Raw genomic sequence first — 13990 nt, 5'->3', positions numbered from 1 at the left:
CGGGCTTTGCCCATCACGCCAACAAGTTGAGCATCTACTCGTTAATCTTATTCACGGTGTTAAATTTCGGCTGTAGATACAAGGCGTGAAGCTTGCTTACGCAAGAAGCACTGCATCTAGTTATTTAATATCTTTGCTAATAAACCCCTTAAAGATCTATTTCATAAGGAGAAGTGAAAGAGGAATAAATGAGAAAACACAAGCCATGGCTTATTAGCGGAGCTTTTTCAAGTTAGCCAGGTTGAGTTGTATTACTCCCTCTAAAAGCGCACCGTCTCTTAACCTCTTTGTGAATAAATCGCTTATTATGAGCGTGAAGAAACTTTAATAATTATTCAAAGTATGTAAACAAAAAAAACCCGCTATTTATTAAATAGCGGGGCTTTTTAATAAGTGTTAGTTACTAATCAACACTCATTGTTTTAGTCATTGCAGAACTTGCACGACCAGCAGGTTTGATAGAACCCGCACGTAAACCACTGTCTGGCACTAGTTCACGTTTATCGTGAGCCATTGCTACAGATGTATGCTTTACTTCGCTATCAGCTACAGGAGTAGGCTGTGCCATTGGCGCACTTGCAGACCCTTGAGTTACCGATGTTTTAACATGCGGTACTGATTTCTCTGCTTTTGCTGGAGCTTCAGTTACTACTGGCGTTTCAACTTTAGCTGGCTCTTCAGTTACTACTGGCGTTTCAACTTTAGTCGGCTCTTCAGTTACTACCGGAGTTTCAACCTTAGCTGGTGCTTCAGTTACTACTGGCGCTTCAACTTTAGCTGGCTCTTCAGTTGCTACTGGCGCTTCAACTTTAGCTGGCTCTTCAGTTACTACTGGAGTTTCAACTTTAGCAGGCTCTTCAGTTACTACTGGAGTTTCAACTTTAGCAGGCTCTTCAGTTGCTACTGGAGTTTCAACTTTAGCAGGCTCTTCAGTTGCTACTGGAGTTTCAACTTTAGCAGGCTCTTCTACAGCTTCAACTTTTGCTAAGTCTTCAACCGCGACGGCTTGTTCAATTTGCTGCGCTGCATCCACAGGTGTTTCTTCAGATTTAGCTTTAAGCTCTGCTTCATATTCTGCAGCAGCTTGATCAGCAACTGGAACAAATGCAGGGGCTTCGTCAGATTTAACTTCTGCTTCACCTTCAGGACGTCGACGACGTTGACCTGATGCACGAAGATGACGAGGAGAACGGCGTGAACGTGTACGTGTTTGCTCTTGCTCGTCTTCAGTAGTTGCTGTTTCATCGTTAGAATCAACAGTGTCAACTTTCTCTTCTTTAATGTGCGCTGTTTTTTCTGCCGGAGCTTGTGTTTGCTTTTCTGCAACAGGTGCTTGCTCTTGAACTTGTGGCGTGTCAGTCACTACCGCTTGTTCAGGTGTTTGCTCTGTTGAGTTAGCTTGCTCAGCGTTTTCATCTTGCAGACGTACTTTTTTACGTATGTTACGACGTTGACGGCGAACTTTAGGCTTTTGCTCTTTAGGCTCTACAGCTTGAGCTGGCTTAGAATCAGTTTCTACTTCTACTTCTGCTTTTACAGGGGCTTCAGTTTTAACTTGATCTTTTTCTTCGCTTTTATGCTCTGGGCGCTTACGAGAGTTAGGGTTACGACGACGCTTATTGCGGTTCTCGTTTCTCTCTTGAGTCTCGGTACTTGTTGCTGCTGGTGAGTCTGTTTTAACTTCCTCTTCAGCTGCAGGGCGCTCATTGCGTGGTTTATTAGTGCGCGGGTTATTATTACGACGACGTTGGTTGTTATTACGACGACGATTATCGTTACCACGGCGAGCGTTATTACGCGCTTCTTGCTGCTCTTTTTCTACAGCTTCTTTTTTCTCTTCTACTGTTTCGCTTGCAAATAACGATTTAAACCATTTAGTGATTGCTTCAAACAAGCCACCTTCAGTTTTAGTCTCTGTTACTACAGGCTGAACTACTGGTGTAGGCGCTGCTTGTGGAGCCGGTGTAGAAGGCATTACAACACCTTTTAGCATTGGCTCTTCACGTACTGGTGCACTTGGTGATTTTGACATCTCAAATGCTTCAGGTTCTGGCGCAACAACTTGTCCGTAACTTACCGTTTCAAGTGTTTCGTCTTTACGTAAACGCATAACTTCGTAATGTGGTGTTTCCATATGTTGATTAGGAATAATCACTACGTCACATTTATGATGTTTTTCAATGCGATGAACACTACGACGTTGCTCATTTAATAAATAAGCAGCAACGGCAACAGGCACTTGTGCATTTACTTGTGCTGTGTTGTCTTTAATTGCTTCTTCTTCAATTAAACGAAGAATAGAAAGCGCAATTGATTCGTTTGAACGAATAGTACCTTGGCCACTACAACGTGGACATGGGCCTTGGCTTGCTTCACCTAATGAAGGACGCAAACGCTGACGCGACATTTCAAGTAAACCAAAGCGCGAGATTTTACCAATTTGAACACGAGCACGATCTGGACGAGCAGCATCTTTTAAACGATTTTCTACTTCACGTTGATGACGTGGAGGCGTCATATCGATAAAGTCGATAACAATTAAACCACCTAAGTCACGAAGACGTAATTGACGTGCAATCTCATCGGCCGCTTCTAAGTTAGTATTAAGTGCTGTTTCTTCAATATCGCCGCCTTTAGTTGCTTTAGACGAGTTGATATCGATAGACGTTAGTGCTTCAGTTGGGTCAATTACAATTGAACCACCAGAAGGCAAGCGTACTTCACGCTGGAACGCAGACTCAATTTGGCTTTCAATTTGGTAATGCGTAAATAAAGGAGTGTCGCCTTGATAAAGCTTAACACGGCTCATAAAGTCAGGACGAAAACGCTCAATGTGCGCTTTAGCTTCTTCAAAAACACGTGGTTTATCAATTAAAATTTCGCCAATATCACGACGTAAATAATCGCGTATCGCACGGAATATTACATTGCTTTCTTGGTGTATTAAAAATGGCGCTTTAGCACTATCGGCTGCTTGTCTAATTGCTTCCCAATGTACTAATAATGCTTTTAAATCGTAGTTTAATTCTTCAAACGATTTACCAACACCCGCTGTACGAACAATTAAGCCCATACCTTTAGGAAGTTCTAAACGACCCAATGCTTCTTTAAGTTCAGTACGTTCATCACCTTCAATGCGACGAGAAATACCGCCAGCACGAGGGTTGTTAGGCATAAGCACTAAGTAGCTACCAGCAACACTGATAAAAGTAGTTAACGCAGCGCCTTTTTGGCCACGCTCTTCTTTATCAACTTGTACTATAACTTCTTGACCTTCTTTGATCACGTCGCGAATGTTAGGGCGACCATGAAAAGTGTAACCTGCAGGGAAGTAAGTACGGGCAATTTCTTTTAAAGGAAGGAAACCATGGCGGTCAGCACCGTAATCAACAAATGCTGCTTCAAGAGATGGTTCAATGCGAGTGATTTTGCCTTTATAAATATTGGCTTTTTTCTGTTCGTGACCTGGGCTTTCGATATCTAAATCATATAGGCGCTGGCCATCAACCAGTGCTACGCGCATTTCTTCTTGCTGCGTTGCATTGATTAGCATACGTTTCATATTGTTACTCTACTTATTTATGTCGCTGACATGACGATGTTTTTCTCGCCTGTTCAGTTGTCCCTATTTTTAGAATGTGCAGCCTCACGACTGGGTCTTTAACGGAACGGCTCTGTTTCTCGTATGCAGTATTTTAAATGCTGGCAAACAATAGCAATTATTATCGCTATTAAATTCTTAATGGTGCTAAAACTGTCGGCTTTTCAGCTACGTTTACAAGTTTTACCCAGAAGTCGGCCTGTCATATTAATCTTACTAAATATCATTCATATTAGGCGCGTAGGGCTCATTAAGTTGGTGAGCAATACATACTGATGTATCGCTAATATCCGTTTTAAGAGCAAAAATCGCTGCCGATGTTAATGAACGCTTATTTATTAGATTTTTTTAGTTCTAAATAAGCTGCTATACGGTACTACAATAATTGAGCTAGTGCTGAACGACGTTTTTTACGTCGTCACTATCAGACAAATTATCTGTTCATTGCTTTCTCTAGCACGTTAAAAATCGCTTCATGTTCAAACTTAACCAGCAATATATTACGCGCATTGCCGTTAATTGATCGCACGTGTTAACTGAGGAGGCATAAAAGCTTTGGAAAACTTAACTCGGATCTGTATGATCGGCTACCCAGAATGTGCATCACGAATGTTTTAATGTGTTAAAAAGCACCGTTGTTATTTGCAAATACTAAATATTTGCGCTGCTGATTATCCCACTATTATTACAGTGTTAGCAACTAAATTATTTTACTTAAATTAGTGATTAGGCAATGTCAGAAAAAAACGACTTACAAGTAACTTATGTCACGATCAACGAAGACCATTTAGGTCAGCGTATTGATAACTTTCTTATTACCCATTTAAAAGGGGTGCCTAAAAGCGCTATTTATAAACTTTTGCGCAAAGGTGAGGTACGCGTTAATAAAAAGCGTATTAAGCCTGTATATAAACTACAGCTTGAAGATGTACTTCGTATTGCACCTATCAGAGTTGCTGAGCGTGAAGAATTTGTTCCATCAAAATTAGACAAAGTAACTCGCCTTGAAAACGATATTTTATTTGAAGATAAATACCTTATCGTAATAAATAAACCATCAGGTATGGCTGTTCATGGCGGTAGTGGTTTAAGTTATGGCTTAATTGAAGCTTTGCGAGCACTTCGCCCAGAGGAACGTAGCCTTGAGCTAGTTCATAGGCTTGACCGTGATACATCGGGTTGTTTACTTATAGCGAAGCGTCGTTCGGTGTTAACAGCGCTGCATGAACAACTTCGTGAAAAAACAATGGAAAAAAATTACTGGGCACTTGTAGAAGGGCAGTGGGATTCTAAAACTAAAAACGTTACCGAAGGGCTGCGTAAAAATACACTTAAATCGGGCGAGCGCGTAGTACGCGTAGATAACACTGAGGGAAAACCTTCACATACTCGTTTTAAAGTACTTGAACGTTTTAACGATTGCTCACTTGTACAAGCGTCGCCTGTTACAGGGCGTACGCACCAAATTCGTGTGCATACGCAATGTAAAGGTCACCCAATAGCGTGCGACGATAAATACGGTGACCAGGGTTTTGACGATTCTATGCGTAAAGTTGGGTTAAACCGATTGTTTTTACACGCACACGATTTAAGTTTTTATCACCCTAAAAACGAAACAACTATGCGTATTGAAGCACCGCTAGATAAAACGCTTAAAAATACATTACTAAAATTACGAGATGCAAAACTGTGATAAAAGTAGCCCCAATTAAAAAATATAAGCTCGTCATTTTTGATTGGGATGGCACTGTTATGGATTCAGTCACTAAAATAGTTAACTGTATTCGTAGTAGCGCCGAGTCACTTAATTTAGTGCCACCTAGTGACGAAGCCATTAAAAACATTATTGGTATGTCGCTTGAAAAAGCAATTGATGTTTTATTTCCCGATAATGTCGCGCAGCATCAAGCGCTAATTAAGGGGTATAAACACCAATATAGTGTTGATACCACGCCAACTCCTGTATTTGATAATGTTGTTAGCGTTTTAGGTGCCTTAAAAGAGCAGGGCATTGTTTTAGCGGTTGCAACAGGTAAAGGTAGGGGTGGGTTAGAGCGTTTGCTTGAACAAAGTCAATTGCGACATTTTTTTAGTGCAACACGTACAAGCGATGACGCGCAATCAAAGCCCTCTCCAGATATGTTGTATCAATTACTTGAAGAACTTGGCATAAGCGCTCAAGACGCTGTAATGATTGGCGACACTCAAATAGACATGACTATGGCAAAAGCTGCTGGCATGGATAGAATTGGCGTAACAATGGGTGTACATAACGCACAGCAGCTAAATAAGCTTAGCCCTGTTGCAACAGTAGGTAATTATCTGCAGCTGCAACACGTGTTACTTGGCTAATTTATTTAACTAGAACTTGTTTTGAGCAGTAAGTACATCAATACCAAACTCAGCCAGTAGCTGGCTGAGTTTAATTAATGGTAATCCAATTAAGCTATTAGGATCGTCTCCGCTTAGTTTTTCAAATAAACAGATACCCAACCCTTCACTTTTAAAGCTGCCAGCACAGTTATAAGGCTGCTCTGCATCGCAATAAGCGCTAATTTGTGCATCACTGAGTATTTTAAACGACACATTAAAAGGTTCTACGCAGGTTTTTTTAGTGCCAGTAACAATATCGTAAACACAAAGCCCAGTTAAAAATGTTACAGTATTACCGCTAAATAAATTTAGTTGCTTTACGGCATTTTGCTTATTGTGTGGTTTACCTAAAATTTGATTATTGAACACAGCGACTTGGTCTGATCCAATAGCTAACCCTTTGTTAAAGTGTTTATTGGCTGCTGAGGCTTTTAATTCACTTAAACGCTTAACCAATTCGATAGGTGTTTCGCATTCAAGTGCTGATTCATCAACGTCTGGTGAAAACGTATCAAATGGTAAATTAAATTTTTGTAATAAAGACTGCCTAAAAGGCGAGCTTGACGCTAAAATGAGTGGATGCTTCACGGACTGTTTTCCTACGATAATTCAGATTGAGTTAGGATAAATCAGATCCGAGAGTAAAACACGTTAAAAACCAAGTAAAAATGGTTTTTTACTTTGACTAACAAACTAACTATCTATATGATGCAGCCCCTATGCAAAAGGTGAAAATTCCCATCACTCTTCATCCAGGCAAAGCAGCGCAGCACCGTTTAAAGTATGACGGAATTGTACCGCTTGAAAAACTTACTCGTTTAGAGAAAGTTGTGCAGGAAGAAGTAGGTGAAATAGCGGTAAAAATACATTGCAAAAACGATGATCAAGGTTTCGCTGTGATTAGAGGCAATTTGTCCACACACGTTACTGTCATTTGTCAACGTTGTAATGGTGATTTAGGGTTGGATTTGGTTCAAGACTTTGCATATTCACCAGTAGGTGAAGATACAGAGTTAGATATTTTTCCAGAAGACTACGATGAAGTAGCGCTTGATGAAAATGGTGAAGTTAACGTTTTTAATTTAATTGAAGACGAACTAATTTTAGCAATTCCATTAGTGGCTACCCACAACGAAGCTTCATGCAGTTATTCAGCAAAGCCTGCCAGCTTTGGTGTATTAAAGGCGGAAGATGATAAACCTAATCCATTTGATATTTTGAAACAACTTAAGAAAGATTCTTAGGAGAAGACTATGGCTGTACAAAAAAGCAAAAAGTCTCGTGCAAGACGCGGCATGCGCCGTTCACACGATGCGATCAGTGGTCCAACTTTAACTGTAGATCAAACATCTGGTGAGACTCATCGTCGTCACCATGTGACTGCAGATGGTTACTACAAAGGCGTTCAAGTAATTTCTAAATAAGAGATTACTTATATGCTGAAAGATCTAACCATAGCGTTAGATATGATGGGGGGCGATTACGGCCCCCGTTCATCTATTCCTGCTGCCGTTTGTGCAGTAAATGCTCATGCCAATTTAACTCTCATTTTATGTGGCAATGAACACGTTATATCTAAAGAACTCGAATCCCTCGATTCTTTACCTCATCCTAGACTCATAATTCGTCACTGTAGTGAAATAGTCACTAATGCCTGTGAACCTGCAATTGCTGTGCGTTCAAAAAAAGATTCATCTATGCGTGTTGCCCTAGATTTAGTTAAATCGGGCGAGGCTCAAGCATGTGTTAGCTCAGGTAATACCGGCGCTCTATTTTTTATGGCTCACTATGTATTAAAAATGCTGCCAGGTGTTAAACGTGCCGCACTCATTTCATCTGTTCCTACAGAGCTTAAAAACCCAGTATATTTACTCGACTTAGGTGCTAATGTGCATTGTGATGCGCAAATGCTCTATCAGTTTGGCATTATGGGCTCTATTGTTGCAGGACAAGCACTTGGTTTGGATAATCCTCGCGTTAGTTTATTAAATATTGGCGCTGAGGACATTAAAGGCCACGACGACATTAAACAAGCTGCACAATTAATGCAGCAAAGCCCACATATAAATTATATTGGTTACAGCGAAGGAAGTGATATTTTTTCGGGTAAGGCTGATGTCATAGTATGCGAAGGGTTTGTTGGCAACGTAGCACTTAAAACATGTGAAGGCATTGCCAAGCTTATTATGAATAAGTTTACAACCGCGCTCGAAAAGCACCTTTTATATAAATGTATGGCGTTTATATTGCGCCCAATAATAAAAAAACTCTATAAAAGGGTGAACCCCGACCAGTATAACGGTGCTTCTCTGGTAGGATTGCGCGGTATTGTCGTTAAAAGTCATGGAAATGCGTCAGCTAAAGCATTTCAAGCAGCAATTGATGAAGCGGTAAAAGAGGTTGAACGTCAACTTCCTGATAAAATAGCCGCTATTTTCGAAAAAACACATTCTAAAGACACGGCGGTTAATCAATAATTGATGTGCCGTGTATTTCATTATTTATTTGTTTAATTAAAAAGAGCAAAGTATGGCACAAAAAATTGCACTTCTATTCCCAGGTCAAGGCTCGCAAAGCGTTGGTATGTTACAAGAACTACTAGAGAGTTCTGACATTGTTAAAGCAACATTTGCAGAAGCGTCAAATGCACTGGGTTACGACTTAGCAGAGCTAGTTCTTAATGGCCCAGAAGAAAAATTAAATCAAACCCACCGCACACAACCTGCATTACTAACTGCAAGTGTTGCTATTTACCGTGATTGGTTAGCAGCTAACCCTGATGCAGACGTTGTTATGGCGGGTCACAGCTTAGGTGAATACTCAGCGTTAGTATGTAGCGATGTATTAAGCTTGAGCGAAGCCGTAAAGCTTGTTGAAAACCGTGGTTTATACATGCAAGAAGCCGTGCCAGCAGGCGTAGGTTCAATGGCTGCTATTATTGGCTTAGGCGATGAAGAAATTAAAGCGGCGTGTGCTGCCTCAGCGCAAGGTGAGGTTGTATCTCCAGTTAACTACAACTCTCCTGGTCAAGTTGTTATCGCAGGCCATAAAGCGGCAGTAGATAGAGCATCGCAAGCATGTAAAGATGCCGGTGCTAAACGTGCATTACCACTTTCTGTTAGCGTACCTTCACATTGTGAGTTAATGAAGCCAGCAGCTGACAAGCTAGCAGCAGACTTAGCCGCTTTAACATTTAATACACCTAAGTGTGATGTAATTAATAATGTTGATGTAAAAGCTGAAACGTCAGCTGATGCAATTAAAGACGCACTAGTACGTCAGCTATACAGCCCAGTTCGCTGGACAGAAACAGTACAAGCCTTGGTTGCGCAAGATGTAACACAAAGCTACGAATTTGGTCCTGGTAAAGTATTAACAGGACTTGCTAAACGAATTGATAAAGCAATGATCTGTGGCTCAGTAAACGACGCCGCTTCAATTGATGCAGCTAAATAAGAGTATATAAAATGTCTAATTTATTTTCATTAGAGGGCAAAGTTGTCCTAATTACTGGTGCCAGCCGTGGTATTGGTAAAGCAATTGCAACAACATTAGTTGCACAAGGTGCAAAAGTTGCAGGTACTGCGACAAGTGAGTCAGGCGCTGCTAAAATCAGTGAATACCTAGGTGACAATGGTAAAGGTTATGCATTAAACGTAACCGATCCTGCATCTATTGAAGCAACACTTGCTGCAATAAAAGCTGATTTAGGCGATATTGATGTACTTGTAAATAACGCAGGTATTACACGCGATAACTTATTAATGCGTATGAAAGAGACTGAGTGGGACGATATTATTGACACTAACTTAAGCTCAGTTTTCCGTTTATCTAAAGCAGTACTTCGTCCAATGATGAAGAAAAAGAAAGGCCGTATTATTAACATTGGCTCAGTAGTGGGTACTATGGGTAATGCAGGTCAAGCTAATTATGCAGCGGCTAAAGCGGGTGTAATTGGTTTTTCTAAATCACTTGCGCGCGAAGTTGCATCACGTGGTATTACAGTTAACGTAATCGCACCTGGTTTTATTCAAACAGACATGACTGATAATTTAACTGATGAGCAAAAAGCAGCAACACTTGCAAATGTTCCAGCAGGGCGTTTAGGTCAACCAGACGAAATTGCTGCTGCAGTATGTTATTTAGCATCTGACGCGGCTGCGTATGTATCAGGCGAAACTTTGCATGTAAATGGCGCGATGTACATGGTTTAATCGCCATTGTACCTAGATTGCTACTTGATAAAGTTAAGTAAGTTACCTCAAAAACATTGAATTATTTGTGAACTTGCTTTAAACATACTTGAAATCGCTGCGAAAATAAGCGATAAAAGACAAAACACACACTCAGAGGTTTGACCAGACAATTATTTATGGTCAAATCATTGAATCAGAGAATTATGCGGCGTAAACTACGCCGCAATCTGAAAATAACGCATTGGCGTTTTTAATAAAGGAAAGAAGAATGAGCGATATCCAAGAACGCGTAAAGAAAATTATCATTGAACAACTAGGTGTTAAAGAAGAAGAAGTTAAAAATGAATCTTCTTTCGTAGATGACCTAGGTGCAGATTCTCTTGATACTGTTGAACTAGTAATGGCTCTTGAAGAAGAGTTTGATACTGAGATCCCAGATGAAGAAGCTGAGAAGATCACTACAGTACAAACTGCTATCGATTACGTTACAGCACACGCTGAGTAATTAATCGCACGTTAAAGGCAGCATCCGCTGCCTTTAATTTTTTATATCCAAACCACCTCAAAGTTCGTGATTCAAAACTTAAATTTCTATGCTCAATTTTAGCTAAAAATTAATTTTGATTGTGTTATGCGTTTTTAATCTATTTTGGGACTAGCACTTTGAGGTAGCTTGGGTATGATCATCCCCTTGTAAAATATCCCTTATTGGAGGCAAACCGTGGCTAAACGTCGAGTCGTCGTAACTGGCTTAGGAATGTTGACGCCGCTAGGTAATGATGTTCAATCAACCTGGCAAGGCTTATTAGATGGTAAAAGTGGCATTCAAACAATAACGCACTTTGATACATCAAAATTTGGTACTAAATTCGCTGGTTTAATAAATGACTTTGATGCAACTGCATACATGTCAGCGAAAGATACTAAAAAAATGGATTTGTTTATTCAGTACGGCATTGCAGCGGGTGTTCAAGCCTTTAAAGATTCAGGCCTTGAAATCACTGAGCAAAACGCAGCACGCATTGGTGTAGCTGTAGGTTCAGGTATTGGTGGGCTTACGTTAATTGAAGAAAACCACATTAAGCTATTAAATAGTGGTCCGCGCAAGTTATCGCCATTTTATGTGCCGTCTACCATTATTAATATGATCTCAGGTCATTTATCAATGATGCATGGACTTCGTGGTCCAAATATTTCAATTGTAACTGCCTGTACTACTGGTTTGCATAATATTGGCCATGCAGCTCGCATGATTGCCTACGGTGATGCAGATGCAATGGTTGCTGGCGGTGCAGAGAAAGCGTGTACCCCAATTGGTATGGGTGGCTTTAATGCTGCGCGTGCACTTTCAACACGTAACGACGATCCACAAGCGGCTTCTCGCCCTTGGGATAAAGACCGCGATGGCTTTGTGCTTTCTGACGGTGCTGGTGTTGTTGTAGTTGAAGAGTACGAACATGCTAAAGCTCGTGGCGCTAAAATTTATGCTGAGCTAGTAGGCTTTGGTATGAGCGGCGATGCGTACCACATGACATCACCACCAGAAGATGGTGCGGGTGCTGCACTTGCAATGCAAAACGCACTAAACGATGCGCAAGTAAACGCTGAGCAAATTGGTTACATTAACGCACACGGTACATCTACAAATGCAGGCGATAAAGCAGAAACTGCCGCTGTTAAGTCTATTTTTGGTAATTCAGCTAAAGATGTAATGGTAGGCTCGTCTAAATCGATGATGGGTCACTTGTTAGGTGCTGCAGGTTCGGTTGAATCAATTATTTCGATTTTATCGCTGACAGATCAAAAAGTGTCGCCAACTATCAACCTTGATAACCCAGACGAAGGGTGTGACTTAGATTATATTGCTCACACTGCACGTGATGCAAAGTTAGACTTTGCACTGTGTAACTCGTTCGGTTTTGGTGGTACTAATGGCTCGTTGCTATTTAAAAAGGTATAATCTTTTTTAACAACGAATCAAATTATAAGAGCTCAGTTGTTTAACTGGGCTTTTTTTATATGCCAAACAAAATGCAAACAATAATAGCAGTAGATCAAAACAGCACTTTAAGCACGCGTGACAGGGGCTTAAATTACGGTGATGGCTTTTTTACAACCGCTAAGGTTGTTGATGGGCAAGTACAGTATTGGGCTCATCATAAAGCGCGTTTGATTGAATGCGCACAGCGCTTGGGTTTTCCTGAGTTAGACTTTAATAGCCTTGAAAATCGAATTGCTTTGCATATAAACGCTGCACCACTAAACGTGCTTAAAATACTTGTAACGCGAGGCGAAGGCGGGCTTGGTTATGGGCTGCCAAGTGAGTGTAATGTCACTATTTTATTGAGCGTGTTGGACTACCCTAGTAATTACGAAGCGCTTACTAAAAAGGGTGTAAATCTCGAAATAAGCCCGATTAAATTAGCGGCACAGCCTTATTTAGCGGGCCTTAAAACATTAAATCGACTTGAACAAGTGCTAATTAAAAAAGCGATGCAAACGCAAAACTGTGACGATGTGTTAGTGCTTGATTACAATAACAATGTAATTGAAGCTTCAGCAGCTAATATTTTTGCGATTAAAAATAAGTGTGTGTTTACGCCATTGCTTGATGAGTGCGGAATAAAGGGCGTTTATCTACAATCGTTATGTGATAAATTGCCTGTTGAATTTAAACGCGTGAAAGTAGAAAACTTAACCCAAGCAGACGCCGTATTTGTGTGTAATAGCTTAATGGGAGCAGTACCTGTAAAACGTATTGAGCAACAGTTATTTAATACAGACGACAGCCACGCATTACTAACGAAATTATTAGCCAAGGAGGCTGAGTGTTAAAAGTTATTTTATCGGTACTTTTTTTAGCTGTTATAACCACTGCTATTGGTTACCAGCAATTACAAGCAACAATAAATAGCCCGCTAAAAGTAGCGCAAAACACACAGTTTGAAGTTAAGCATGGCACTGGCTTTAATAAGTTATGTCAGCAGTGGCAAGCTAATAACTGGGTGGAAGGCTGCTGGCGTTATCAAGTAATTGCCAAATTAGATCCCACACTTACCGACTTAAAAGCGGGCCTTTACGAGCTAACAGATGATAGCGTTATCAACAACGTAAAAAAAATTAATCAAGGCCAGCAAATCAACTTTAGTTTTACCATAATTGAAGGGCAAAACTTACGTGAAGTACTAAGTGCTATTAAAAAAGCCGATAATTTACAAAACGATTTAAAAAGTGATGAACTAAGTACACAAATACTGGGCAATAATAAGCACTTAGAGGGCTGGTTATTTCCAGACACTTACCATTATCATAATAACGATACTGCAAGCAGTGTATTAAAACGTGCAGCACAAAAAATGCAGCAAACGTTAGACGACGCTTGGCAGCAGCGCGCTGTTAATCTGCCCTACAAAACAGCATACGAAGCACTTATAATGGCTTCAATTATTGAAAAAGAAACAGGCCTTGCCAGCGAGCGTCCGTTAATTGCATCAGCGTTTGTTAATCGATTAAACACCAATATGCGCCTACAGACTGATCCAACCGTAATATACGGATTAGGCGCTGATTTTGATGGCGATATTAAACGCAAAGATTTACGCGATTATACGCCTTACAATACGTATCGTATTAATGGTTTACCACCAACACCGATTGCAATGCCATCAAAAGCCGCTATTTTAGCTGCAGTTAATCCGCCACAAAGTGAATACGTTTACTTTGTATCAAAAGGCGATGGCAGCCACCAATTTTCAACCACGTTAAAGCAGCATAACGCGGCAGTTAAAACGTATATATTAAATAAAAAGAATTAATTTTT

At 40.5% G+C, this 13990-nt stretch carries 13 protein-coding genes; 11 read left to right on the top strand and 2 right to left on the bottom strand.

What is annotated here, in order from left to right; genetic code table 11:
• Positions 1-403: 403 nt before the first annotated feature.
• Positions 404-3562, bottom strand: coding sequence for a ribonuclease E (gene rne, locus CXF64_RS12355; RefSeq protein ID WP_101217160.1), 3159 nt, complete (start codon positions 3560-3562; stop codon positions 404-406).
• Between the two features lie 772 nt (positions 3563-4334).
• Here rne and rluC point away from each other — a divergent pair.
• Both rluC and CXF64_RS12345 read left to right on the top strand, forming a co-directional pair.
• A complete protein-coding gene (gene rluC, locus CXF64_RS12350) occupies positions 4335-5294 on the top strand; it encodes a 23S rRNA pseudouridine(955/2504/2580) synthase RluC (protein WP_010554171.1) in 960 nt (319 codons plus the stop codon).
• Positions 5291-5953 (top strand): HAD-IA family hydrolase, encoded by a 663-nt coding sequence (locus CXF64_RS12345; protein ID WP_232783800.1) that lies wholly within the window; start codon positions 5291-5293, stop codon positions 5951-5953. Before rluC ends, CXF64_RS12345 begins: the two co-directional genes overlap by 4 nt.
• A 9-nt stretch (positions 5954-5962) precedes the next feature.
• On the opposite strand, the gene CXF64_RS12340 is transcribed toward CXF64_RS12345, so the two are convergent.
• The gene (locus CXF64_RS12340; protein ID WP_101217159.1) at positions 5963-6562 is read right to left on the bottom strand and encodes a Maf family protein; all 600 of its coding nucleotides are present in this window, start codon (positions 6560-6562) and stop codon (positions 5963-5965) included.
• Positions 6563-6693: 131 nt separating this feature from the next.
• Between CXF64_RS12340 and yceD the strand changes: the two genes are divergently transcribed.
• The 9 genes from yceD to mltG all read left to right on the top strand — a co-directional run bounded on the left by yceD (position 6694) and on the right by mltG (position 13985).
• A complete protein-coding gene (yceD, locus tag CXF64_RS12335) occupies positions 6694-7218 on the top strand; it encodes a 23S rRNA accumulation protein YceD (protein ID WP_007585727.1) in 525 nt (174 codons plus the stop codon).
• Between the two features lie 9 nt (positions 7219-7227).
• The gene (rpmF, locus tag CXF64_RS12330) at positions 7228-7398 is read left to right on the top strand and encodes a 50S ribosomal protein L32 (RefSeq protein WP_002962381.1); all 171 of its coding nucleotides are present in this window, start codon (positions 7228-7230) and stop codon (positions 7396-7398) included.
• 12 nt (positions 7399-7410) lie between these two features.
• Positions 7411-8451, top strand: coding sequence for a phosphate acyltransferase PlsX (plsX, locus tag CXF64_RS12325; RefSeq protein WP_007585728.1), 1041 nt, complete (start codon positions 7411-7413; stop codon positions 8449-8451).
• 52 nt (positions 8452-8503) lie between these two features.
• Positions 8504-9430 carry an ACP S-malonyltransferase gene (gene fabD / locus CXF64_RS12320; RefSeq protein ID WP_007585729.1) on the top strand — a complete coding sequence of 309 codons (927 nt, stop codon included), beginning with the start codon at positions 8504-8506 and terminating at the stop codon, positions 9428-9430.
• 11 nt (positions 9431-9441) lie between these two features.
• On the top strand, positions 9442-10188 hold the full coding sequence (gene fabG / locus CXF64_RS12315) for a 3-oxoacyl-ACP reductase FabG (protein WP_101217158.1): 747 nt from the start codon (positions 9442-9444) through the stop codon (positions 10186-10188).
• 250 nt (positions 10189-10438) lie between these two features.
• Positions 10439-10675: an acyl carrier protein gene (gene acpP / locus CXF64_RS12310; protein ID WP_002962377.1), complete on the top strand. Its 237-nt coding sequence runs from the start codon at positions 10439-10441 to the stop codon at positions 10673-10675.
• A gap of 216 nt (positions 10676-10891) precedes the next feature.
• On the top strand, positions 10892-12130 hold the full coding sequence (fabF, locus tag CXF64_RS12305; RefSeq protein WP_076923842.1) for a beta-ketoacyl-ACP synthase II: 1239 nt from the start codon (positions 10892-10894) through the stop codon (positions 12128-12130).
• Positions 12131-12189: 59 nt separating this feature from the next.
• Positions 12190-13005 carry an aminodeoxychorismate lyase gene (gene pabC, locus CXF64_RS12300; protein ID WP_101217157.1) on the top strand — a complete coding sequence of 272 codons (816 nt, stop codon included), beginning with the start codon at positions 12190-12192 and terminating at the stop codon, positions 13003-13005.
• Positions 12999-13985 carry an endolytic transglycosylase MltG gene (mltG, locus tag CXF64_RS12295; protein WP_101217156.1) on the top strand — a complete coding sequence of 329 codons (987 nt, stop codon included), beginning with the start codon at positions 12999-13001 and terminating at the stop codon, positions 13983-13985. The genes pabC and mltG overlap by 7 nt, the downstream gene beginning before the upstream one ends.
• The last annotated feature ends 5 nt before the right edge of the window (positions 13986-13990 follow it).

Origin of the sequence: Pseudoalteromonas sp. GutCa3, from assembly GCF_002836155.1 — a bacterium.
Lineage (GTDB): Bacteria > Pseudomonadota > Gammaproteobacteria > Enterobacterales > Alteromonadaceae > Pseudoalteromonas > Pseudoalteromonas arctica.
This window is presented reverse-complemented; position numbering and strand designations above follow the sequence as displayed.